Below are 25,025 nucleotides of genomic sequence, written 5' to 3'. Positions count from 1 at the left end.
TATGACAAATACAAAACAATCAATTGTTGCTACCGGAATCAATAAGTATTTCTATGACCCTGTGAATTTTCATGTGCTTAAAGACATAAACTTCGAAGTAAATAAAGGGGAGTTTGTAGCCATAACAGGAAAATCAGGTTCAGGAAAATCAACACTTATGTACCTGCTTTCTACCATGGATAACGACTACGAAGGCAACATTACTATTAATGGTCAACAGGTAACAGGCTTAAATCAAAAGCAACTGGCAGATTTTCGTAATGAGCACATCGGCTTTGTATTTCAATTTCATTATCTATTACCCGAATTTACAGTGTTGGATAATTTAATGCTACCGGCCTTAAAACTGAATAAAAAACCCAAAGAAGAAATCGAACATCGTGCGCTGGAATTGATAAACCTTTTAGATGTAAAAGGCCAGGAAAAAAAGTTGGCATCCCGTTTATCAGGTGGACAACAACAGCGTATAGCCATCGCCAGAGCCATGATGAATGAGCCTGCAATAATTATGGGTGATGAACCTACCGGAAATCTGGACTCAAAAAATGCCAATGTTGTCATAGAGACCTTTCGACACCTGGCCAAAGAGTTGGGACAAACCATAATTGCTGTTACCCATGACCATGATTTTGCAAAACGCTGTGATAGGATTATAGAACTAGCGGATGGTAGGATTGTATAACTTTATAACAAAATCTTACAGCAAAGGAATTATGCTAATGGGTCATGTGTTTAGTAATAATAGAAGTGCTAAATTCAAGCCTTAAAAAATAACGCTTTAGATGATAAAAATCATTTGATAAATGAAACTGCTATGGTACTTTGCCAAATAAATTCATACCATGAAAGCAACATTCTTATCTTTCTGCCTCATTCTATTTTCTGTTTTATCTCATGGACAACAAGATAATGAATCAACAAAAAGTACTCGTATAGGTTTTGAGCTGGATGCCGTACCGTATATCTTTAAAGGTTATTATGGTTCGGTTTGGGTTGGCCATAATCATTTTAGATATAGAGCGGTCATTACAAAAATAGAAGCGCCTGACTTTATCTTAGAGGATGGTTTCACCAATAATGACATTAACGTTTATGCGGCTATTGTAGATTATTTTTTTAAACCGGGCTTTAAAGGTTGGTGGATAGGACCCGGCTTAGAATATTGGGATGCTAAGATACAGACCGATGCAAAATTAGAAACTGCAGAATACAACAATATCATATTTACTCTTGGCGGAGGATATGTCTGGAAATTTTACAAGAACTTTTATTTAAACCCCTGGGTAGCCGGACATCTTAGGATTGAAGGTGACAAAAACGTCATGGTTGATCAAAGCACTTTTGAAACACTGTTGCTAACACCTGAAATATCTATAAAGTTGGGCTGGCATTTCTGATGTTAGACCTTAAATGCTAAACGGATAAAAACTTATTACGCATTCCGAGTTGGAATCAATTCCTAAAATACAAAAGCTACTCTAAAATTAGAATAGCTTTGTAATGTTATTTTGGAACGCGATACAATCGTGTACCAGCGAGGGGATTCAGCTTTTCATAACCTGGAGGCCTCTCTAAAAAGATTCATATAATAAATCTCGATCTCACTACTAAGGATACGTTACATCCCACGTTTAGCAAAATCCTTTTCAATAGTTTCCATAACCCATTTAGTCATCTTCCTGGAAATCCTATTAATGATTATATTTTTGCCAAGGCTCCAAAACCATCCTGATATTTTTCCTTTGAGTTCGGCTTTTAAAATGGCTTTGATCCTGTTTTTAACAGGTTTTTCCATTTTTATAAAAGCATCCTTATTAAATTTGGGAAAGTCCTGAATTTCATACCTGGAAGGATTAGAATCATCATCGGGATCCAATTTGCTAACATCAGGGATTATTGGCATAAAAACCTTTCCTCCCACTACTCTTTTAAATTTTTTAACTGCTTCATCGCTAACGCCATAAAACAAATTGTCGGGGTCATCCTTATCGTACTCCATAAGCATAATGCCTCTTAAAAAATTTCTGGCATTTTTACGTCCTAAAAAGAAATCGTGCTTCCTGAACTCAATATCCAAAAAGCCTCCAAAGCCTCCTATGGCCCCGGTTGCTAAAGGCGGATGCTCCACTTCCTGTAATGTTCCCAGTTGCAACTTCCTTGGAAAAGCCATCAGTTTAAATAATCCGGTACCGTAAGTATCACTTTGTTTATTTCGGGCCTGGTTAAGGACCGTTGGAATTAAATCCCAAACAATATCCATAATACTGGTTCTTTCATAGTCTGGCTCCTGGGATCCCTTTTCATCTTCAAAGTCCGGGAACGGATCAATTAATATGGTTCCATATTTTGGGTTATCCGGGTCTTCCGGCCCATGATTAGCTACCAGGCACCTTAATACCTCATCAAAGGGCTCGTTATTTATAGCACCTCCGTCAACAGCAGTGAACTTAAAATGTTCCCTGGTGTTTAAATCCAATTCAACATCCATTTGTGAGGTAAAGGCTTTTCGTTCCACCAAACTGTTATTTACATATTCCTGAGGAAAATCAGACTCAAAATAACGCGGTGCCAGGCCAATAGGAAAAGCACCGGTAGCCTTGGTTACCTTGATTAAAAAATCCCTATTTGACTTTAGATTCTTACCGTTACCAATATCCAAATCAGATTTATGGGGGTGGAAGGGCAAATATTTATTCTTGTCGGTAGTGTCATCGTATTTCAATTTAAAATGCGCTACGATGTCATGATTGCTTACACGATGGCCGGGAGTCGAATCGAGAAACTTGGATTTGATCTTACTGAATTTTACCTTATAATCTAAAGGGCGCAAACTTGTTACGGTAAGCAGGACTCGGAGATCATCTGAAATATAGGCAGGAAAATTGTCAGGGCCAGCCGTAGAAGACAGTTGCTCAAAAACCCTATCGGCAATCCTGTCAATCGGTATGGAGTTCAACAACGAAGGGGCTCCTTTCCCAGAGCTTAAATCACTAGTGGATAACATCTTTTCAAAAGTTGTTTTCCCGTGTTTTCTGCCATCATAAAGACTGTCATCGTCATCGAGGAACACCCAACTATCATAAAGTATATTACCGGTCCTGGTGTTTGAAACTTCTCTGACCGGTTGCATATTTCCTTCGTATAACGCTAAGGCTGCTATCATACTTACCATACCACCGGCCGAGGCACCTCCAATGGCATCAATAACAACATTGTGGTTTGGAATCGTACTATTTGGGTCGTTTTCATGCTTCTTTTTAGCCGCTTCCCAGGCTGAAAGCGCCTCTAAAATATAATCCATAAATCCTGCGGTATAAGCACCTGCGGAAATGGCACCGGCCATGGTAATACCTAAATGGAATGTGCCAGGTTTTGAATGGTTACTCATAGTTAAAATATAATACCTGTTTGCTAAAATTAATCGGCTCTATAAATCCGGAAAAAATCTATTCTACTCGGCTACTTCAGAGACCTTAGGAAGGGCTCTAATATATAAAAAATAATGCTTTCAAGGTAAGATTTTTATGGCTTATTCAGGATCGAAGGTTTAAACAGATTGGATGTAAGCTGCGAACTAGTAGAACTGGAGATAATTGATTAAAAAACCCCGAAATTGATCATCAGAATCAAATTCGGGGTTTTGTTTTTTTATCAATGCGTCTGGTATTGATTTCACTAATCATTCCAATGTTTATCTACTATAGCTTGTATTTCAGGGAAGTTTTTATCCGTTTCATTTAATTCAACCCGTTGCCTTTTTAATTCTGCTTTAAGTTCAACAATAATGTCGTGATATTTCGGATCATCATAACGATTATCTAATTCTTCAGGGTCATTTTTGAGATCATAAAACTCCCAGGTATGGGGTGTTTCCCTATCTATGCCATAATACTGTTTTGCCCAATAGTGTTTACCAAACTCCGAAGGATCCAAATAATGCTTTCCATAATAGAAAATAAGCTTATAATCTTTAGATCTAACCCCAAAATGTGCCGGTACATAATGATGAATGATATGCATCCAATATCTGTAATACGTAGCGGTTCTCCAGTCTTTCTCTTCTTTTCCCTTAAGCGTTTTTATAAAACTCTTCCCTTGCATATAATCCGGAGTTGTACCTCCTGCCAGTTCGATCATAGTTGGGGCAAAATCCGTATTATTTATTAAAAGATCCGTTACACTTTCAGGTTTGATCAGTTTGGGATAATGCATAATGTATGGCATACGCATAGCTTCGTCATACATCCAGCGTTTATCCTGTAAATCATGTTCGCCAAGCATCATGCCCTGATCTCCCGTATAAATAATTACCGTGTTTTCCCAAAGGCCTTCAGATTTTAAATAGTCGAACAGTCGTCCCAGATTATCATCCACACCCTTAACACAGCGCAGGTATCGCTTCATATAGGTCTGGTAGCCCTGATGAGCCGATTCCTGTCCTTTGTATTTACCTCCATTTAGCATCCAGTTATAATTGCGGTACATATGACGATCTGAAACCGATGTTCCAATATAAGTGATCAAAGAATCATTAATGCCTCTTGTCCCTTCTGACCCCCAATTGGGTTGGTAATATAAACTTGAAGGCTCCGGAATCTCCGTATCTGCTAAAAACGCTTCATACCTTGGTGCATATTCAAAAAAGTCATGAGGTGCTTTATAATGATGCATCAGGAAAAAAGGTTTGGACTTATCCCTGTTTTTAATATAATCAATACTTAAATCGGTAATAACATCTGTTGAGTGTCCTTCGGTCTTCACCTTATTATTGGGCCATTTACCTTTGCCTTTTTCATGGAATGTCGGGTTGAAGTATTTACCCTGTCCCGGAAGCACTTTGTAATAATCAAAGGCAACGGGTTCGTTGTGTAAATGCCATTTGCCAATAACAGCGGTACTATAACCGAGTTTTTTTAATTCCTTTGGCAGATATTGTTTGCTTTGATCTAATTCAATATCCAGATCCAGTACGCCATTGGTTTGCGGGTACTGTCCCGTAATAATAGAGGCCCTACTTGGTGTACATATGGAATTATTACAAAACGCATTATCGAAACGGATCCCCTGATTTGCCAGGCTATCCAGATTTGGTGTTAAATTCAAATTTGAAAGCCTGCTGCCATAAACCCCAAAAGCCTGGGCGGCATGATCATCAGACATAATGAAAATGATATTTGGATTCGACGAGCTCACCACAGGTGGTTGTTTTTTCTTTTGGGCATATAAAGCACCACAGAAAAGAAGGAGTATAAAAAAGTGAGATATCTTATTCATGATTAAAACGTTTTTCAATTAATTATAGGTTTTGTAATTAGTTATTCTTCAGCTTATAAACCCGGATATAATCTACAAAGGTGGTTCTGTCTTCTTTACTGGCTGTAGCCACTTTGCTACCTTCTTCCGGAATGGGATTCCAGTCGTAAGCTTCTATTGAAAATTGTAACACCAACTCCTGATCAAAAGGAACGGGCGGGTTCAATGTATAGACGTATTCACCATCCAGATAAAACAACAATTCTGTTGGGCTTTTCCACCAAAAACCGTAAGTATAAAACCGTTCGGAATTTTTTGTAGGCGGGGTCATTTTCTTTTGATCTCTTTTTGATTCATTACAGGCTGTTTCCCTGTGAATGGCATTAGAATGCATGATCTGGTCCCAATCATAAGCCCACTTATGTGTCTGTTCCGTTAATTGGCCCACAGATTCCGTAATATCTATTTCATGCTTATTTTCACAGGTCCCTTTATGGCACAGCCAAAATCCACCTCCCATTTCGGTTTTATTCATTTTCATCCGGCACTCGTAGTAGTGTCCAACCGAGGTTTTCATATGAGAGCGTAAAATACCGCCATAGTATTTGTATACCATAGGTTTACTATATTTTCTATCTTCTATAAAGGGCTTTTTTAACTTGCCAACCTCAATGGTCAGATACCCATCACGGATATCAAAACTTTCTTTTTGAAACAAAGCCGGAGCACGACCGATCCAATTTAACTCAAAATGACCCTCCGGGTCAATGTTCCATTTTGATCTGTCTATTTTCCTACCGTCGAATTCATCACTCAACCGCTCTACTTTTTTCCATGTTTTACCCGGCACTTCGGGTTGGGCATAAAGACCGGAAACAAGGAGCATAAATGCTATGGTAGCGGTACACTTTATTAAAACCGAACACTTCATATTTTTCTAGTTTAGTTTGGATACATATACATAATAAGTTCCTGCAATCACCTGATTTTGGTCATCGAGCATAATTCCTTTAACCGTTTTGTCTCCTTCCTTCAATTCAAAATCAAATATCACATGAGTCTCCTTTGGATCAACCTTTGCTGTTTTTTTATGTTCACCTACTTCAAGAGAAATGGTATTTACGTTTAAAGCTTTCATTTCTCCATCTCTGTAGATGAACTTTTCTACGCCTCCGTTGACATCCCAGGCATCAACCTGCTTCTGAAAAACCGCAACGCCCTGAATAGTAGCGCTAGCTTCTCTGGGCCAACGTCTTACTTCAAATCTGTAGTTACCCTGTTCTGCAATGGTCACCAGCCACTCACCTGCTTCCGGCCTACCTGATGCTACCTGAGCGTGATTCCAGGGTACTTTCGGCAAATACCAGTCTGAAGGCGTTAAGAAGATTTCAGGGTCATCAGGGTGCCCTATGATAAATCTCGGTCGCTCTCTGTCTCCTGGTGTTACTTTAGCCCAATAATTTTTATGAGCCTCCCGTATACCTTCCACGACTTCCGGGTGTTCGCCGATAACATTATTCATCTGCCCCGGATCACTTTCTATATTGTACAGTTCCCTATTATCAACCAATCTCCATTTGTTAGTCATTCCCGCGGTTCTAACCCATGATTCAGCTTCATATGTTCGTTGGGTTTCAACAAATAGCGTTCGTTCAGACAACTTTAATTCAGTATTAAAAAGCTGTTTTTTGAAACTTCTCCCATCAAAATTCATTTCATTTTCAGGCTTCAAATCGCATAAATCAATCAACGTTGGCAGCACATCAATATGCGATGTTAGCTCTTCAACATCATTACCCTTTTTAAGATTTCCCTTAGGCCAATGTATAAAAAAAGGCACCCTATGGCCTCCATCATAAACCTGGCCTTTGTGACCTCTCATGCCCGCATTAAATAATTTCACTCCTGCCGTACCACCATTGTCACTCATAAAAATGATAATGGTATTTTCAGTTAAACCAGATTCATTAAGAGCCTTTTGCAACCGATCTATATTCCAATCAATACGCTCAATACCTGCAAAGAAATAAGAGACATATTCTGATACGTCCTGATTATCACTATTTGCCCAGGACTCATCCGGTAGCGTATGCGGACCATGTGGTAAGTAAGTAGGTAAATAAACGAAAAATGGTTTGTCCTCTTCTCCTTCCTTTTTAATAAAATCTATGGCAGCTTGATAGAATACATCCGGGGCAAACCCGTCTCGCTGTTCTCGTTCTCCATTATGCCAATAATAGTCGTTTACCCGGTCATTATCAAACCAATCATCGGTCGTTCCCGTACCCCCGTCACCGTGCCCCAGCCATTCATCAAAACCCCTGTCCATAGGTCGATACGGGTAATTTGACCCCAAATGCCATTTCCCGAATAATCCGGTTCTGTAACCGGCTTCCTTAAAAACATCGGCCATAGTGACTTCAGATGTTCTTAAATGATTCCCACCAGCTATAGTATGCCAAACGCCTGCATGATGTGCATATTTCCCGGTCATAAGTGCTGCTCTTGTTGGCGCACAGGTAGGATCTACGTGGAAATCTGTAAACCGTACCGATTCTTTGTAAAGTTTATCAATATTGGGCGTTTTTATGTATTGGTTACCATGACAACTCAAATCACCGTATCCCTGATCATCTGTAAGGATTAAAATCACATTAGGTGGTTTGGTATCCGAGGGTGGTTGTGTGCAAGATGCAAATACTAAAAGCGCAGGTAAAAACAACCGCACAAACAGCGTGCATACTTCTAATACAAATGCTCTACTAAATCGCCTTGTTACCATAAACAAATTATCTAACCTTTAGTATCGATTTTAAAAACCCATGCGTATTTCAAATTAGTATCAGCCGGTAATGTTATAGTGGTTCCTTCTTCTGATTGTTCAAATTCAACAGTTCCTTCATAGCCTAAAAGCTTAACGGATTTGATGTCCATTTTAGAGTTGGACAAATATTTGATATGGATATCTTCCGTAGGTGGCACCAAAACAGTTGCATAAAGTACATCACCATTTGTTGTAAAGCGGATATCCTCCTGAGTGAATCCTTTATTTTTTCCTTCGGAAAGATGACCGGTTTCGGTTTTTGTCGGCCCTTCCCCGTAAACTTCATAATACTTAGAGCCGTAAACAGCTTCTCCGTTAGTTTGTAACCATTTCCCAATCTCCAATAAGGTTTCTTTTTGGTCGTCAGGAATAATACCGTCCTTTCTGGGGCCAATATTAAGTAACAAACACCCATTTTTACTAACGATATCCATCAAATCGGCAATCAAACTTCCGGCAGATTTCGGGATCCAGTTTTCGGCATAATACCAGGAGTTCTTACCAATGGAGGTATCGGTTTGCCAGTACGCTTTTCGCAGGGAGTCCATTTTGCTACGCTCTAAATCCAGCATGTGTGTCCCCGGCTTAAACGATTCGTACCTTAAATTTTTCGTTTGGAGAACCACAGTCTTATTTCGTTCCAATCCTGAATTATAATAATAGGCCGCCAGTTTTTTGTGATAGGGTGCAAACTCAGGGCGGTCCAAATAAAAATCGAACCATAGGATATCCGGTTGGTATTTATCTATAATTTCCTTTGTTCTGGGCCACCAGGTATTGGCCAACCATTCTGCACTTGCAGGTGAATAAGGTTCATGCGGTGGTGCATATAATGCTGCATATTGAAGATCTCCCGTATCAAAATGAGGTTTTTGTGTATAGAAGTTCCAATTAAATGCCAGGTGTGAACTTGCCCCACAGATCAACCCCTGTTTTTTAATTTCATCGGTCAGTTCTTTAAAAACATCTCGCTTCGGGCCCATATCAACTGCATTGTAGGGCGTTATACTTGATTCATACAGCGCGTACCCATCATGATGTTCAGCTACCGGCACTACGTATTGTGCTCCTGCATCTTTGAACAGATCTACCCAGGATTTAGCATCAAAGTTTTCCATGGTCCACATAGGGATCAGGTCTTTATAACCAAACTCCTTTTGGTTCCCGAATTTCTCTTTGTGGTAAACTGATGCGGGATGTGGAATATCATTAATTTTCTTTCCGGTTACATGGTCTACATGCCCTGAATCCAGGTACATCCAACGCGGGTACCAATCGGTATGCAATTCCGCTACTGAATTTGGACCCCAGTGAATAAAAATTCCAAATTTGGCATCTTTCATCCATTGCGGGATCTCATAATACTTTAAACTCTCCCAATTCTCTTCATACTTGAAAGAAGTTTCTTTTTTCTTTTGAGATGTACAGGACACAAAAGCACAAATAGCTATAATGCCTAAGGCTCTTGTAATCGTTTTACATTTGATTAATTTACTCATTTGTAAATATTTTAATAAATTATTTATTTATTATTAAAATTATCAGGATTTCGATATTTTACCGTTTGCAAATGCTCACAATACAATACCAGTTCTCCCGGTTGTTTATACACCTCATAACTCACTGTTATTAACCCCATTTCATCATATTTGGGCATTTTATTGAGGTGTGTTCTCACCGTGTAAATAGTATCCCCGATAAACACCGGTTTAATGAAGCGAAGCTTGTCATAGCCATAACTAAACGTATTTACATTGTTGTTGGCCATTAAGCCCAAACCAAGGCTGAAAACCATGGCTCCAGCCACCAACCGTTTTCCAAAAAGGCCTTCTTCCTCCGCAAAAACCTGGTCGCCTACATAAGGATGCATATCTAAAACCAATCCGTTAAACATCATAGCTTCGCCTTCGGAAATGGTTCTGCTTATAGACCGGTCTTTCTGACCTATTTGAAAATCTTCATACATCCAGGTTTCAGTATTGTATAACGGGATGTCTTTATGCTGTTCTAGTGGTGTATTCTCTGGCATGTCTCTAATGTTTTAGTTTATTTTAAATACAAATGCGTGTTCGCATGGTTTGGTGTCTGGTAATGTAATCTCAAGTGCTTCGATTGTTTGATTAAATTCAATTTTACCCTCATGTCCAATTAATTCTATACTTTTAACGGTACCGTTATAATTGCTGGAGCCCAATGATTTTACGGGCAGCACTCCGGGTTCCGGCCATCCTAAAGCTATAGTATACAATTGTCCGTCACGGGTTGTAAAGCGTATGTCTTCATCACCAAAACCATCAAATTGCATATCTGCTAAATGGCCCGTTTTGGTTTCGGTTGGACCTTCTCCATAGATTAACCAGGGACGACTCTCGTAAATGGCTTCTCCATTAAGTTTTAACCATTTACCCATTTCTCTTAAACGTTGTTTCTGTTCCTCAGGAATCGTCCCGTCAGGATGTGGAGCAACATTTAGCAACAGGTTTCCGTTTTTACTCACAATGTCCACCAAATCGTCAATCAGGTTATTGGTTGGGTAGCACTTTAAATCTTTGTGCCAAATCCATTTTTGTTTGGAAATTGAGTTATCTGTTAGCCATGGATCCGGATAAATCTTCGGCATTCTGTTACGCTCCAAATCTACGGTTCCTGTTCCCAAAGGAAAATCGGGACGTTTAAAAGTTAACACAAATTCTTGTTCTTTTTTTGCAGCCTCATTATATGCATAAGCCATCATTTGCTTACGAACATCTTCCGATAGTATTTGTATACGATTATCGAACCAAAGTAAATCAGGCGAATACCCATCCACCACTTCTTTTACTTTTTCAAGCCAAACGCGTTCAAACTCAGCACTTGGCATCGGGTGGACTTTGTAATAGCCTTTGGCATCTTTCATTCTCCATGCCGTTTCCGGTACTCTTTCTCCATATAATGAAGTATTGGCGGGATCATAACAATCAGTATTTTCATCCCAGGTAGGGAACCATCCCCATAACCATGAATGATGTAAACTTACAACATACTTTAGCCCGCGTTTGCGAATGGCTTTTTCCAATTCGGCCGTAATGTCTCGCTTAGGTCCCATATCAGCCGAATTCCATGGATTCACCTCTGAATCCCACATGGAAAAACCATCGGCATGTTCTCCGGCAGGGCCTGCAAATTTTGCTCCTGATTCTACAAATAGATCTGCCCATTCATCCGCATTAAATTTAGGTGCTGTAAAAAGAGGCACCAGGTCTTTATATCCAAATTCTTTTTGATCCCCATAAGTTTCCTGATGAAACTTATAATTTGGATGGCTTTTGTTATACATGTGTGTTCCATACCAATCCGATGCTGTCTCAGGAACAGAATAAACGCCCCAATGCGTGTAAATACCAAATTTTGCATCTCGGAACCATTCAGGACACTCATATTGCTGTAGAGACTCCCAGGTTGGTTCAAAGTGTTTTACAAGCTTTTCTGCAGTGGTATTGACTTCTTTTGATTCCTTAGTGTTGCATGAAGTAAAAGTCAAAACTCCAAGTATAGCAACAAATAATTTACTGTTCATTTGGTTTTAAGTTTAGTTTTAGTTGTTGTTTTTATAGTGGTCTCATATCCTGCCATTTTTCCTGAATGGAACTTTCGGGGTCTGTTCTTTGGAATTTGGCCACGTATGCCTGCCATTCTTCTTCCCTTGGTAACTTTTGCCATTTGGGACCTACTTCATCCAAATCGAAATCCGGTTCGGTATCCATAATTAAAACTACTTGATCCTTATGAATATAAATCTCCATATCCTTAACGCCAACAGATTTCATATTAGCGGTTATCTCCGGCCATGCCATCCCCATAGCATGCACGCTTTTGTATTCTTCAATGAGGTCCGGTTCCAGTAACAGTGTCCAAACAAAGCGTTTATAAGGGGCGACGGATGTTTTGAGTTGTCCATCGGTTGGAGCATAAACTACTTTTTGCTCTAGTTTGTAGATGCGGTCTAATGGGGTTGATTCAAAATGAAACGCTTTAAAATCAATAGAAACACTTAATAACGTACTATTTAAAATAGCACTATTCATGTGCTTTTCTGCGTCAATCAATAAGAAATGTGTATCTTCTTTTTGATAGATTTCAAATGTGAAGATTCCGGTTTCTTTTAACTGCTTTTGAATGCCTTCAGATTTTATCCGCCCAATTATTCCCGGAATAACTTGATTTCCTGAAGTAACCAGATATGTAAATCTTCGAAATTGGCCGGCACTCATTTTAACTAAGCTTTTATTTTAACCACATAACCTTTTACTGCAAAGAACAATAGGTATATATAACAAATTAGTGGAATAATAAATGAATATTTAATTCCAACCGTATCTGAGATATACCCCATTAAGGGCGGTACGATGGCCCCACCAACAATTCCTAATAAAAATACCGAAGACCCTGTTTTGGTATATTCCTTCAGATCTTTCATACTTAAACTGAATATAATCGGATAAATAATCGAAGTGAAAAATCCGACTACAGACAGACATGTTAATGAGAAATACCCATTGGTTACGATGGCTAAAAACACCATAATGAAAGCACTAATACTACAAAAAGCTAATACATTTTGAGGTTTGAATCGTTTTAAGATATAAACACCTAATAACCTTCCTATAAGTACCAATGCCATAAAGGCCGTTATATATTGAGCTGCTCTTTGCTCCGTAAGCTCCGGAAGGTTAAACCATTTGGCATATCTGATAATGAAACTGACAATACCTACTTCAGCCCCCACATAAAAGAACTCTGCACCAACACCATAAAGGGTATGCTTAAACTTTAAGATATCTATTAGTGGCTTTTTATCACCGCCTTCTTCATCTTTAATGCTAGGTAATTTTGTAAAAACCACTATGACAGCAATTATAAGTAATATGGCTCCAAGTATTAAATAAGGAGGTTTGACTAATTCCGCTTCACTGGACAAAAATGCTTCTAACTGACTTGGGGTAAAGGCATCAATAGTAGATTGTGCCACATCTTCTTCATGTAACAACAATAGTGCTGCCAACGAAGGTGCGATGGTAGCTCCCAATGAACCAATAGCAGCTGCCAAACTCAAACGACTTGAAGCCCCCTTAGGGTCACCCAACTTTGTGATATAAGGTGAGGCCGTTACTTCTAAAATGGCGAATCCAGCCGCCATTACAAATAATGCCATCAAGAAAAGTGAATATACTCGTGTTTCTGCCGCGGGAAAGAATAAAAAGGCGCCAATTGATGAAATCAATAGCCCTGTGATGATGCCTTTACGGTAGCCCTTTTTCTGAATGTACCAACCGGCAGGTAATGCAATCACAAAATAAGCTCCAAAAAAAGCGGATTGCACTAAGGACGATTGAAAATCGGTTAACTGACAGGCTCTTTTGAGATAGGGAATCAAAACATCATTGATGTTTCTGCTTAAATTCCAAAAAAACATCAAGGCCATCACTATAATCAGTGGCACCAGAAACTGCGAATAATTTACCCTTTTTTCTTCCATTTAATCTTATTTTAGTCGTTGAATGTCCGTACAAACACCTTGACTTTGTCATGCTGAACTTGTCTGTGCTGAATTTATTTCAGTACTTCAGCATCTTTAAATATGAATCTAGTTTAAAAAAAGACTCTAAAATGCACTTCGACTGCGCTCAGTGTGACAAAGTTTAATATTCATGTTGTTTTACGGATATTCAAATTTTAGTTGGTTTATAATTCTATAATGGCTTTTATTAAGTCTTTTTGATTGTAGAGCTTTTCAAATTCTGTAGGCACATCATCAAAATGCATACGATGGGTAATAAATGAGGTAGCGTCAATTTTACCGGCTTCTATTAGCCTGATAATTCTTCCGAAATCTTCGCCCATAGCTGCTCTACTGGCTTTAAGCGTTAATTCCTTCTTATGAAAAGACGGGTCGTGAAAAACGATATCCCCCATAAAAAGTCCTATAAACACAATGGTTCCTCCCGCTGCTGCATACTTAAAGGTATTCATCATGGAGGTTGGATTCCCCGTGGCGTCTAAAATCACTGTTGGTAAATCTCCATTTAAAAGTGTGGTTAGTTCCGCTTCCACATTGCCCAGGGCATTAATGGTATGTTTTACTTTGGTAATTTCCTGACACTGTTTCAATTTAGCATCATCAATATCCATGGCAATGACCTTTGCACTTTTTAACCGGGCGAACTGAATGGTTCCTAAGCCAATAGGCCCTACGCCTATAACCAACACAATATCATCTTCTTTAATATCAGCTCTATCCACTGCATGACATCCGATGGCTAAAGGTTCAATCATGGCCAGCTGGTCATCAGACAACGCATTAGTAGCATGCAAAAACTTAGCGGGATACACGAAATACTCCTGCATGCCACCATCTACATGTACGCCTAACACCTGCAAATGCTCTCCGCAATTGGTTTTACCTCTTCGTACGGCTTGTCCGATGATATCATTATAATAAGGTTCCACTGAGCATTTATCTCCGACAGATACATTGGTGACATCATCAGCTACGGCCACAACTTCAACAGCTAATTCATGCCCTAAAATGCGCGGGTAACTAAAAAACGGTTGTTGCCCTTTAAAAGCGTGCAAATCGGTACCACAAACCCCAATTTTTTTCACTTTTAAGAGAGCATTTCCGGATGATAGGACCTCTCCCGGTCTTTCAACACCCAACTGTTCCCAAACTCCCGGTTCTTTTAGTCTAATTACATTCATCTGTTTGTTTCATTGTTTTTTATCGGTCAGATGTAATCTTATCTAGGTTAGAATACAAGCTGTAACTTCATTAAACAGGTCTTCGGACAACTTCCCTGCGTTCCAGTCGTCAATGGTTGCTTTAATTTGTGCTGGCGTTCTAGCTCCCATCACTACCCGATCTGCTTCTTTAATTGAAAACAAATAACGTTGGGATAAGGTTGCCAAAGGCATGTCATATTTATCTGCCACTGCTTTTACTCTAATGGCATTCTCTAAATCCAGTTGCGTTATCCACTCGCCATCAACGCCTTCTTCCTTGTATTTTTCAAAGCGATTCCCTAATAACGAAAAATGCAGTGCAGAAGCGGCGTAATAGGCTATATCTTCTTTTTGATAGGTTTGAATTTCTCCATCAAATGCTGACAAATTACAGGCATCCATATGTAAAAACCCCGATACCACATCAAAGTTTTCCCTGGTTACAAATGGCATAAACTCTGCTGAGGGGTTTCCTCCTACTCCAAGTGAGCTTACTAATCCTTCAGACTTAAAACCCTGTAACGTATTTAATATGTCGTCTATATTTTCAAGAGGCACCAGTTGCGGTTCGTGTAAAAACAGTAAATCTATTTTATCCAGGCCCAGGGTCTCTAAACTATTGCCCAGGCTTCGCTTCATCCCATCTGCATTGTAATCCAGTTTGAACTCATAAGCATTGTCTCCTTTTAAACGGCCAATTTTGGTACTTACAAAGGGCTTTTTACCTTGCCACTCTCTTAAAGCCATTCCTACATAATATTCCGAATTAGCATAAGAAGGCGCTGTATCTAGGGCAGAAATACCATTTTCAAAAGCATATAATAAGGCATCTATAGAATCTCTTTGTTCTACTTTTCCCCAAACACCACCTAATCCTGAGGTTCCATAGACCAGTCTGGTTTCGTTATTAAAAGCAGGGCTTTTTGTATAGTCTCCCGTTATATACGTTGGTTGCATAAATTACATTTTTAAAAATTAACGGTGGCTCCTCCGTCTACCGGTAAAATAACACCGGCTATATATTTAGCGCCCTCAGAACTCAAAAATACCGCCGCATTTCCGATATCTTCGGTGGTACCAAAATGGTCCATAGCAATTCTATTTGTTATTTGTTGCTTTCGTGCCTGGTCTTTATTTACTGCATTTAAGAACATATTGGAAGTAATCCATCCCGGTGCAATGGCATTAACGCGTACATTGTCTTTGGCGTATTCTGTTGTCAAGCTGTTTACCAATCCGGTCAATGCCGTTTTCGATGCACTATAAGCTATAACCCTATCTATTCCGAATAGTCCCGCCATGGAGCCAATCATAATAATGGAGCCACTTTTACGTTCGATCATGTTTTTGGCACAAGCTCTTGTTAAAGCAAATACACTTATTAAGTTGGTCTGGATCACACGCTCAAAATCTTCATCTGTGGTATCCTGAGCCCAGGCTTTATGATGAATTCCGGCATTGTTCACTAAAATATCAATACCGCCAATATTATTTTCAATGTCTTCAACAAGGACAGGAATAGAAGCTTTATCGGTAATATCATTTACTCTATAAAATGCCCGGCCTCCCAGCTCTTTTACGGCATCCTGCAGAATGCTTTCCCTTCTGCCGGTTATCACCACTTTGGCTCCCGCTTCAATAAAAGCTTTAGCAATACCTAAGCCTATACCGGTTCCGCCACCTGTCACCAGGGCCGTTTTACCTTCTAAAGAAAATACTTCTAGTGCCATTACAGTTTAATTTCGGTTAAAACATCATCTATAAAATTGAATCCCCAACCCGGTAAATTATGGGGTTTTGCATAGCCGTCCTGAATCACCATTGGATTATCGATCAAAGGATCGACCCAATCAAAAGATTCGGCACCCACACCATTTGATATGGTACATAATAACGGTACATCATAATCTTTATAATAATGTGGTAACACCGGAAGATTAAAGCTTTGTGCCAGGGCCGCACTTTCACGCCACTTTTCAACACCACCAATCCTTAAAATGTCCGGTTGCCAAATATCTAATGCATTTCTGGAAGCCAATTCTCTTAGTGGCAAGGTATCATATTCGCGCTCTCCCATGGCGAGTGAAATTCCCGCCTGATTTTTTAATATCTCAAAGGCCTGAAAGTTCTGATGATTCACGGGTTCTTCAAACCAATTGATATTCAATTCTTTCGCTTGTCTGGCTAATTTCATTGCAGAAGGCAAATCCATACCCTGGTTGGCATCCATCATGATATCAACTTTATCTCCAACTGCTTCACGCACCAGTCTTAAACGTTCTACATCTGTACTAACTTTTGGTGACCCGACTTTTATCTTAATGGCTTTAAACCCTCTATTGGCATAATCGGTTACTTCTTCAATAAGTTCATCAATGGTGTACGAAATCCATCCACCACTACCGTAAATAGATACTTTTTCCTTACAAACACCTAAAATTTCGTGAACAGGCTGACTAAGTGTTTTTCCCCAGGCATCCCACATGGCAATATTTACAGCAGCTTGCGCCCATCTATTAATACCCTGGTTTCCAAAGTATTCTCCTAAATGGTCTAATTTGTCATATACCAATCCCATCTCATTGGCTTTACGTCCAATGATATGTGGTATGGCATCTTTTAAAGCGCCTACAACAGCATTTGGGGAGTACTGAAATGACAACAAATAAGACTCTCCAATAACACCATTTTCCAACTGAATTCTAAGTACCAGAAATGATATTTCGGTTAAGGTATGGGTGGCATCAGATATAGGTTTTTTCAATGTGGTTGCCGCCTTGTAAATTTTAGCATCCCTTATGGTAATGTCTTTAGACATATGGTTTCAAATTTTAATTTTGAATGATTCATTTATATATAAATACAAAGTTATTGATTATTTCATTGCAATATTTCCACAATAACGCTATTTTTATACACTATTTTGGGATTTCATCCTAGAATGTTGATTTATTAATTCCAAAAGCATATACTTTTGTTATAAAAACCTTTTTAAATGAAAGCCCGCTATCATGACATAAGAAACTCTCCCGGCAGTTCTTTTAGGGTCACCTTATTTGAAGATAAGGAGTTTCCCGCGGCCTGGCACTTTCATAAAGAATATGAGCTAACGTATATTATAAAAAGTACGGGAATCAGATACGTGGGCAACAGCATGGATTCTTTTGAAAATGATGATCTGGTTATGGTTGGTGCCAACCTGCCCCATTGTTGGAAAACCATCGGTGAGCAGACCGAGGATGTTGAGTGCATCATCATCCAATGGCACGAAGACCTCTTGCTTAATTGGTTGGACAAGGAGGAGGTGCAACATATTCACAAGCTATTAACTCGTTCTCAAAGAGGGGTTAAATTCAACAAACCCTTTGCCAGAGAAATTAAACGAAACTTGCTACAATTGGTAAAAGCCCGGTCTTTTGAGCGGTTGATCCTATTTTTGCAGGTTTTACAGAAACTGGCTTTAACTAATGAATTTGAATTATTGGCAGGCTCTAGTTTTTCAAATAGCTTGTCTTCAAAGGAAAGCGAACGTATCAATATTATATACACCTACTTAAAAGAAAACCACCTGGATAAAATTACATTAAGTGATATTGCCAATGAGGTTTCCATGAGCAACGATACCTTTTGCAGGTTTTTTAAGAAGACCTTTAATACGTCTTTCTTTTCCTTTCTAAACGAATATAAAGTTAGTATTGCCAGTAAAATGCTTATTGACACGGATCTATCCGTATCAGAGGTAGGTTACAAAACTGGATACAATAACCTGACTTTTTTCCACAGGCAGTTTCAAAAACATTTGGGTATGTCACCTTCAAAATACAGGAAAGCGTATCAAAGGATCACGGTATAGTAAACCGTTCAAAGGTGTAGGCTATTTACAGTCACCTAACCTGGTATAACTCAAATTACTCAAGCTTCAATGAGCAGTCGATTATCAATTATCAATTCAAAAACAAAACGCCATTCAAACACCCTCCTTATTCCTCCCTCAAGGGAGGACTGCTACCCAACCGATTGTCCCCTTGAGGGGACTTTAGGGGTGTTTTGGGTTAACCGAAAATTGAATTAAACTCAAGTTAAAACAAAACCCGCAACGTTGTTGCGGATCTTCTTCCATTTAATCCTTTATTCTAATATGTTTTTAGCTAAACGCCAAACCACCATTAATATCAATATTATTGCCGGCTATAAAAGACGCTTCATCTGACACTAAATAAGCCACTAAATCCGCTACTTCTTCTGCACCTCCTTCTCTTCTTAAAGGCGTAGCACCTGCTACTTTTGCCCTAATGTCATCTTTGGTAAAATCGTCATGAAATTTGGTTCCGATCAATCCCGGGCAAACTGCATTGACCCTAATTCCTTTAGGCCCGAGCTCTTTTGCCATAGCCCTGGTAAATGTGGTTACAGCCCCTTTGGAGGAACTGTATAAAGACGATCCGCCACCACCGCCATCTCTTGCCGCCTGGGAAGACATGTTGACAATTGAGGTGCCTTTACCCATTAAAGGCTCAAAGGCCTGCATTACAAAAACCGTAGACTTAAAATTAACCCCCATAACCAGGTCATAAAAGGATTCATCAAGCTCCTGCAATGTTTTTCGGGCGAAAAGGCCACCGGCATTATTCACTAAAATATCGACTTTATCTCCAAATGCTTCAACAGTCTTTGATTTTAAGTTCTGAATATCAGCCAGTTTGGACACATCCGCTTTAACTGCAACGGCCTGGCCTCCCAAAGACTTAATCTCGTCAACAGTTTCCCTGGCTCCGGATTCCGAATTATAGTAGTTTACCACTACTTTGGCGCCTTCCTTAGCCAGCTTAAGGGATATGGCTCTTCCGATATCCCTGGAACCTCCTGTAACTACAGCAACCTTTCCTTCTAATTTACCCATGCTATTCTGGTCTTTAATGAGTACTTTTAAATAATGCTTGAACTATGCAAATTTAACCAAAACCCTTATAACTTTATATTCCTAAACCTTGTCCACCACCAATTTGTACAGTTTCAGCAGTAACGAACGCCGCGTCTTCACTTACTAAAAATGAAATGACACCTGCAACCTCTTCAGGTTGCCCTAATCTGCCTAACATGATATTATTTTTCCATGAAGCAAAAACTTCCGGTTTAGTGGATTTGATCTGTTTATGAAAATCAGTATCAATGGTTCCGGGAGACACCGCATTAACTCTAATGCCGTATTCAGCCAAGTCTTTTGCCAGTGCTCTTGTTATTGTGTGTACAGCAGCTTTAGAGGTACCATAGATACCTGCTCCCGGACCACCGGCATTCCATCCTGCATTTGACGTGTAGTTAATGATGGAAGCATTGTCACTCTTTTTTAAGAACGGAATGGCTGCTCTTGAAGCAAAGAAGGTTGAGTCCAGATTTAATGCCATTACAAATCGGTAAAATTCAGTAGTCATGTCTTCAAACCTGGATCTTCCGCCTAAACCTCCGGCATTATTTACTAAAACATCAATTTTCCCATATTTTTCACCAATCTTATTGATGTTAGACGTTACTGCTTCTTCATTTGTAACATCGAAACCATAGTATTCCGATTTGATACCTTCAGCTTTAAGTTCTTCCACTCTTTGGGCTCCGATCTCGTCTTCAATACCATTTAAAATCACGGTATATCCGTCTTGTCCAAGTCTTTTCGCCACTTGAAAACCAATACCTCCGGTCGCACCAGTAATTACTGCTACTTTTCCATTTAAATTACTCATATTCTTTAATTTAATTTTTTATTACTTGTTTTTTATTTTATGATCTTATTTCTTTTTTAAAGGCACAATCTTTCCGCATAATCCCCATACACTGGCAAGTGCAATAATGGCCAATGCCGCTCCTATAATAAAAGCAGGCGTATAATTTCCCCCGCTGGTTAACCAGGGCACTAAAGATGTTAATCCCACAGCACCCAGTTTGGCTGCCATTCCGGAAAACCCTGCCAGGGTCCCTACGGTTTTACCACTGAAAAAATCACTTGGAAGTGTTTGAACGTTACCAATGGCTGTTTGAAATCCAAATAATATAACAGCCATTATCAACACTGCTGTTACCGGTGCTCCCGGGTTAGCCATAGCCAATAAGGATGGCAACATGATTAAACAACCCAGCGTGATTACCAGTTTTCTGGTTTTATTGACCGTCCATCCGGCTTTTAATCTGTTTTGGGCTAATAAGCCCCCAAACCAGGCACCTAGCATGGCACCTACATAAGGTACCCAACCATATATTCCGATGGATTTTACATCCATACCATATACTTCAAAAAGATAAATTGGGATCCAGAATACAAACAGCCACCAAATAGGGTCAATAGCAGCTGACGCTATAATAACTCCCCAGCTTTGTTTATGGGATAGTAATTCTTTTGTATTAGGCACGTACCCCTCTTCTTCGCCCTCAGAATCTTCCTCTACGTCTTCGTTCTTTTGACCTGTCAGGATATATTCCTTTTCTTTTTCGGTAATCCAGGGATGTGCTTTAGGCGGTGCTTTCACTAAGATCAACCATGGAACCAACCAAAGCAATCCAGCTAAACCAACCAAAACAAATATGGCCTGCCAACTAAAATGAATCGTCATAAATGCGATTAGCGGAATAGAAATAATACCACCAATAGCAGCCCCGGAATTAAAAATACCCTGTGCCAGCGCTCGTTCCTTAGTTGGGAACCACTCCGCATTTCCTTTGGTGGCTCCGGGCCAGTTTCCGGCTTCTGCCACTCCTAAAATGGCACGAAATATACCAAAGCTTAATAATCCTTTAGCCAAAGCATGTAAGGCAGTTGCCACCGACCAAAAACCAATGGAAAGCACAAATCCTATACGTGTACCGACCCAATCAAATATTTTTCCAAAAATGGCCTGGCCAAAGGCATAGGAAAACACGAAAATGATTGAAATGATGGCATAAATTGACTTATGCTCATCAGCTGATTTATCGGGATAAAGATCCGCAGCAATTTCCGGCCAAAGCACGCTTAATGACTGTCTATCTATATAGTTGATAATGGTAGCAAGTGCTATTAATCCAACTACCCACCATCTTAGTCCTTTTATTTTCATGTTTTTGTTATTTAAAAGAGTAATTAAACTCTTGTTATTCTTTAACTTTGAACAATACTATACCTCTGTTGATCTATATGTCATTATAAATCAAACCGTTATTTAAGGTTATAATCTTTTTGTGAAGAAATACTTAAAAGTATTTACTTCCCTCCTACATTTCTATTTAAATGAAGCCAAGACGTGCACTCCCAACTTCAAATGCTATATTTAATCTTCGGTACTATAGCAAAATTGATATAGTGCCTTAAAGTGAATTTTCATTTTTTCTTTAGCCAAAGCAGGCTCTTGATTTTTAATCGCTTCATAGATATCGGTATGTTCCTGAATACCTAAAAAGGCCTGGTTTTCATCACATACATGATACTTTTCAAAGTTGGTAATAATCTCCGGGGTGATTGTTAACATTAAGGTATTCATAGTACTGTTACCACTTGCTTTTGCAATGGCTAAATGAAACAATAGATCTTCCTGAACCGCATCTTCATTATTCATCACCTTTTTAGTATAAGCATCCAATGTCTCTTTCATGTGTTCTAAATCGGCTTCCGTTCTTCTTGATGCTGCTAAACTGGCTGTTTTTAATTCTAAAAGAATTCTGGTTTCCACCAGTGATTTAAAATCCGGCTCATCTAATCTTAAAATATCTTCAATCATGCCGTTCAATGCAATGACTCCAATATTTGCCACAAAAGTTCCACTTTGGGGAATGGATTTTAAGAGTCCGTAAAATTCAAGTGTCTGAATAGCATCCCTAACATTACTTCTGGTTACTTCAAACTTTTCAGCCAACATGCGCTCCGAAGGCAATTTATCTCCGGGTTCCAGATTTTTATAATTAATTAAATCTCTAATCTTAGCGATTATTGCATTTTGTACTTTTTTACTATCGTTTATTGTGATTGCTTCTATCTTCATATGCTAAAACTTTTCCTGGAACCGTTTATGAGATCTACTCCTAAACTACTATTCCTCTTATTATTGCTTTATTATCTTTAAACTTTACTCTCATGACTTTTAATTGGCTAACCAATTTTGTTAAATTAAAAAAAATTGGCGAAATCATCATTTGTTTTTTAGCAGAATTTTACTGGTGTTATAAACAACCAGTAAAATTCAAACTACAAACAAACTCAAACTATATAAAACATACTCTTTAATATTGTCTAATCTGACACCCCTATAATCCCCTCAAGGGGATATTTTTAATGTGTTACTTCCAATTCATAGTACTTCACTGTTGCAAAAGCACCTTCATCTTTAGTAGCCAAATAGTTTCCGGCTTTAAAATAGTTTTCAAAAACACCCCATTTTTGAATGTGAACATCATTGTAAACTACGTTTTCATCATCATTTAAGATCACTTCCATTCTTCCTTCTTCTGCCTTTACTTCCAGGGTAAACGGATCAAACCCTACATAGGTTTCAAATGTATATCCATCGTCATCTCCCCAGGCATCCGTATGTAATATTTCCGTATCAGACGCATTTAAATCTTTTAATACTTTGGTCTTCACCCTAACATAGCCATAGGTCCAGTAAATCTTTAACATAGGTGGGGCATTATTATCATTTTCACCTATTAGATCCCGCTGTGCATCTGTGAGCCTGCCGTGTATTTGCATTATTATTGTCCTATGATACTTTCCATCACTACCTTTTGAAACATCCTCCATTTGCAACTTCCCTTTCATGTTACCCCCTTGTTTAAAGGTCCAATTGGTCTTTCCCCTGTCTGAGGGATTCATCAATTCTCTTAACTCTGTTCTTGAGTAAGATGAATTTGCCGTGGATGCTCCCGGATAGGTATGAAACACTAATGCGCCGTTAACTGAATCATTATAGAAAAACGGCTTTAACGTTTCATTGGTGGCATAATCCAAAATCTCCGGTGGATGCACCTCTGTTGGGTTTCCTATTGGCAAGGTGACTTTCCAATGGCTTAAATCAATGTCCGGCAGTTTAAAATCAGATCCATTTTCTTCTCCATTTTCTTCTCCATTTTCCTCTTCCTGCTCTTCTTCAGGAGCCTCCTCAACAGGGGTTTCTCCAGTTGGTTCTGATTCATCCTGTATATCCCCGGTTTGGCAAGCCATGGTAAACATAAACAATACCCACAACCAAAGTGGTAATTTTAAATGCATCTTTATTTGTCTTAATACACACATACTTTCAAAGAACTAATGACTCACTTCCAGCTCGTAAAACCTAACTTTTGAAAAAGCGCCTTTATCCCTGGTCTGGAAATAATTACCGGCTTTAAAATAGTTCTCAAAAACACCCCATTTTCTCATGTGGATATTTTCATAAACTTTATACTCATTCTTATTTAGAATCACAACCAACTTGCCTTCAGATACTTTAACTTCAAGTGTAAACTTTTTAAACCCTACTTCCTGTTCAAAATTAAACCCTTCATCATCACCCCAGGCATCTTCATGTAATATTGCGGGTACACCTACATTAACGTTCTTAAGCACTTTGGTTTTCACCCTGATTTTACCTTTATCCCAATAGATCTTCAATATAGGTGGTGCATTATTATCATCTTCCCCAATTAAATCACGCTGTTCATTGGTCAGGCGACCGTGAATTTGCATGATTATGGTTCTGTGATACTTACCCTCGGAATCCCTGGTTGTTGCCTCCATTGCCAGCTTTCCTCGCATATAAGCGCCATCTGCAAAGGTCCAGTTCACATTATTGTTACCCGGTTCCATTTGTTCCCTTAACTCAGATCTGGTATACTTGGTATTCCTGGTCTTAGAGTCCGTAGGCATGGCATGGAACACAATGGCTCCTCTGGTAGAATCTATATACATATAAGGTTTTGCAACTTCCATTTCAGCAAAATCAAGAATCTCAGGCGGTTCAATTTCAACCGGTTTCCCTTTATCATTTGCAACAGGAAGTGTTACTTTCCAATGGCTTAAATCAATATCAGGAAGCTTTACCTTCTTTTTTTTCTTTTTGCGCTTCTTTTCAACTTTTACTTCCGTATCTGAAACACTACTTGCCTTGTCTTGACAAGTAGCACTTACAGATACAAGTGTTATTAAAATTACTATTAATATGTCTTTCCGGAAGGTTTTTTTCATTATAAA

At 39.0% G+C, this 25,025-nt stretch carries 22 protein-coding genes; 3 read left to right on the top strand and 19 right to left on the bottom strand.

What is annotated here, in order from left to right; translation table 11 throughout:
* Window position 1 precedes the first annotated feature (1 nt).
* Both Q0983_RS16875 and Q0983_RS16870 read left to right on the top strand, forming a co-directional pair.
* Window positions 2-682, top strand: a complete 681-nt coding sequence (locus Q0983_RS16875) for an ABC transporter ATP-binding protein (RefSeq protein WP_299555995.1) — start codon at window positions 2-4, stop codon at window positions 680-682.
* Window positions 683-842: 160 nt separating this feature from the next.
* The gene (locus Q0983_RS16870) at window positions 843-1,397 is read left to right on the top strand and encodes a hypothetical protein (RefSeq protein WP_299555993.1); all 555 of its coding nucleotides are present in this window, start codon (window positions 843-845) and stop codon (window positions 1,395-1,397) included.
* 221 nt (window positions 1,398-1,618) lie between these two features.
* On the opposite strand, the gene Q0983_RS16865 is transcribed toward Q0983_RS16870, so the two are convergent.
* The 13 genes from Q0983_RS16865 to Q0983_RS16805 form a co-directional block, all read right to left on the bottom strand.
* Window positions 1,619-3,388: a patatin-like phospholipase family protein gene (locus Q0983_RS16865; RefSeq protein ID WP_299555991.1), complete on the bottom strand. Its 1,770-nt coding sequence runs from the start codon at window positions 3,386-3,388 to the stop codon at window positions 1,619-1,621.
* Between the two features lie 287 nt (window positions 3,389-3,675).
* Entirely contained in the window at window positions 3,676-5,274 is a 1,599-nt protein-coding gene (locus Q0983_RS16860; protein WP_299555989.1) for a sulfatase, read from the bottom strand.
* A 37-nt stretch (window positions 5,275-5,311) separates the two neighbouring features.
* Window positions 5,312-6,184 (bottom strand): family 16 glycosylhydrolase, encoded by an 873-nt coding sequence (locus Q0983_RS16855; protein ID WP_299555987.1) that lies wholly within the window; start codon window positions 6,182-6,184, stop codon window positions 5,312-5,314.
* A 6-nt stretch (window positions 6,185-6,190) separates the two neighbouring features.
* The gene (locus Q0983_RS16850; protein WP_299555985.1) at window positions 6,191-8,035 is read right to left on the bottom strand and encodes an arylsulfatase; all 1,845 of its coding nucleotides are present in this window, start codon (window positions 8,033-8,035) and stop codon (window positions 6,191-6,193) included.
* A gap of 11 nt (window positions 8,036-8,046) precedes the next feature.
* Window positions 8,047-9,576, bottom strand: a complete 1,530-nt coding sequence (locus Q0983_RS16845) for an alpha-L-fucosidase (RefSeq protein WP_299555983.1) — start codon at window positions 9,574-9,576, stop codon at window positions 8,047-8,049.
* 23 nt (window positions 9,577-9,599) lie between these two features.
* On the bottom strand, window positions 9,600-10,106 hold the full coding sequence (locus Q0983_RS16840) for a MaoC family dehydratase (RefSeq protein ID WP_299555981.1): 507 nt from the start codon (window positions 10,104-10,106) through the stop codon (window positions 9,600-9,602).
* Window positions 10,107-10,118: 12 nt separating this feature from the next.
* Window positions 10,119-11,633 (bottom strand): alpha-L-fucosidase, encoded by a 1,515-nt coding sequence (locus Q0983_RS16835; RefSeq protein ID WP_299555979.1) that lies wholly within the window; start codon window positions 11,631-11,633, stop codon window positions 10,119-10,121.
* 31 nt (window positions 11,634-11,664) lie between these two features.
* Entirely contained in the window at window positions 11,665-12,327 is a 663-nt protein-coding gene (locus tag Q0983_RS16830; protein WP_299555977.1) for an L-rhamnose mutarotase, read from the bottom strand.
* A 5-nt stretch (window positions 12,328-12,332) separates the two neighbouring features.
* Window positions 12,333-13,592, bottom strand: a complete 1,260-nt coding sequence (gene fucP, locus Q0983_RS16825; protein WP_299555975.1) for an L-fucose:H+ symporter permease — start codon at window positions 13,590-13,592, stop codon at window positions 12,333-12,335.
* Between the two features lie 206 nt (window positions 13,593-13,798).
* Window positions 13,799-14,815: a zinc-binding alcohol dehydrogenase family protein gene (locus Q0983_RS16820; protein ID WP_299555973.1), complete on the bottom strand. Its 1,017-nt coding sequence runs from the start codon at window positions 14,813-14,815 to the stop codon at window positions 13,799-13,801.
* Window positions 14,816-14,857: 42 nt separating this feature from the next.
* Window positions 14,858-15,793, bottom strand: coding sequence for an aldo/keto reductase (locus Q0983_RS16815; protein ID WP_299555971.1), 936 nt, complete (start codon window positions 15,791-15,793; stop codon window positions 14,858-14,860).
* 11 nt (window positions 15,794-15,804) lie between these two features.
* Window positions 15,805-16,566 carry a glucose 1-dehydrogenase gene (locus Q0983_RS16810; protein WP_299555969.1) on the bottom strand — a complete coding sequence of 254 codons (762 nt, stop codon included), beginning with the start codon at window positions 16,564-16,566 and terminating at the stop codon, window positions 15,805-15,807.
* Window positions 16,566-17,654, bottom strand: a complete 1,089-nt coding sequence (locus Q0983_RS16805) for a mandelate racemase/muconate lactonizing enzyme family protein (RefSeq protein WP_299555967.1) — start codon at window positions 17,652-17,654, stop codon at window positions 16,566-16,568. The genes Q0983_RS16810 and Q0983_RS16805 overlap by 1 nt, the downstream gene beginning before the upstream one ends.
* Window positions 17,655-17,831: 177 nt before the next feature.
* Between Q0983_RS16805 and Q0983_RS16800 the strand changes: the two genes are divergently transcribed.
* On the top strand, window positions 17,832-18,689 hold the full coding sequence (locus Q0983_RS16800) for an AraC family transcriptional regulator (protein ID WP_299555965.1): 858 nt from the start codon (window positions 17,832-17,834) through the stop codon (window positions 18,687-18,689).
* A gap of 291 nt (window positions 18,690-18,980) precedes the next feature.
* Here Q0983_RS16800 and Q0983_RS16795 read toward each other — a convergent pair whose 3' ends face one another.
* The 6 genes from Q0983_RS16795 to Q0983_RS16770 form a co-directional block, all read right to left on the bottom strand.
* Window positions 18,981-19,736, bottom strand: coding sequence for a glucose 1-dehydrogenase (locus tag Q0983_RS16795; protein ID WP_299555963.1), 756 nt, complete (start codon window positions 19,734-19,736; stop codon window positions 18,981-18,983).
* 73 nt (window positions 19,737-19,809) lie between these two features.
* On the bottom strand, window positions 19,810-20,574 hold the full coding sequence (locus tag Q0983_RS16790) for an SDR family NAD(P)-dependent oxidoreductase (RefSeq protein WP_299555961.1): 765 nt from the start codon (window positions 20,572-20,574) through the stop codon (window positions 19,810-19,812).
* Window positions 20,575-20,619: 45 nt separating this feature from the next.
* Complete coding sequence (locus Q0983_RS16785) at window positions 20,620-21,921, bottom strand: MFS transporter (protein ID WP_299555960.1); 1,302 nt, start codon at window positions 21,919-21,921, stop codon at window positions 20,620-20,622.
* Window positions 21,922-22,131: 210 nt separating this feature from the next.
* Window positions 22,132-22,839: a FadR/GntR family transcriptional regulator gene (locus Q0983_RS16780; protein ID WP_299555958.1), complete on the bottom strand. Its 708-nt coding sequence runs from the start codon at window positions 22,837-22,839 to the stop codon at window positions 22,132-22,134.
* Window positions 22,840-23,126: 287 nt separating this feature from the next.
* The gene (locus tag Q0983_RS16775) at window positions 23,127-24,065 is read right to left on the bottom strand and encodes a polysaccharide lyase family 7 protein (RefSeq protein WP_299555957.1); all 939 of its coding nucleotides are present in this window, start codon (window positions 24,063-24,065) and stop codon (window positions 23,127-23,129) included.
* A 36-nt stretch (window positions 24,066-24,101) separates the two neighbouring features.
* Complete coding sequence (locus tag Q0983_RS16770; RefSeq protein WP_299555956.1) at window positions 24,102-25,019, bottom strand: polysaccharide lyase family 7 protein; 918 nt, start codon at window positions 25,017-25,019, stop codon at window positions 24,102-24,104.
* Between the last annotated feature and the right edge of the window lie 6 nt (window positions 25,020-25,025).

Source organism: Seonamhaeicola sp. (assembly GCF_028281565.1).
Lineage (GTDB): Bacteria > Bacteroidota > Bacteroidia > Flavobacteriales > Flavobacteriaceae > Seonamhaeicola.
This window is presented reverse-complemented; position numbering and strand designations above follow the sequence as displayed.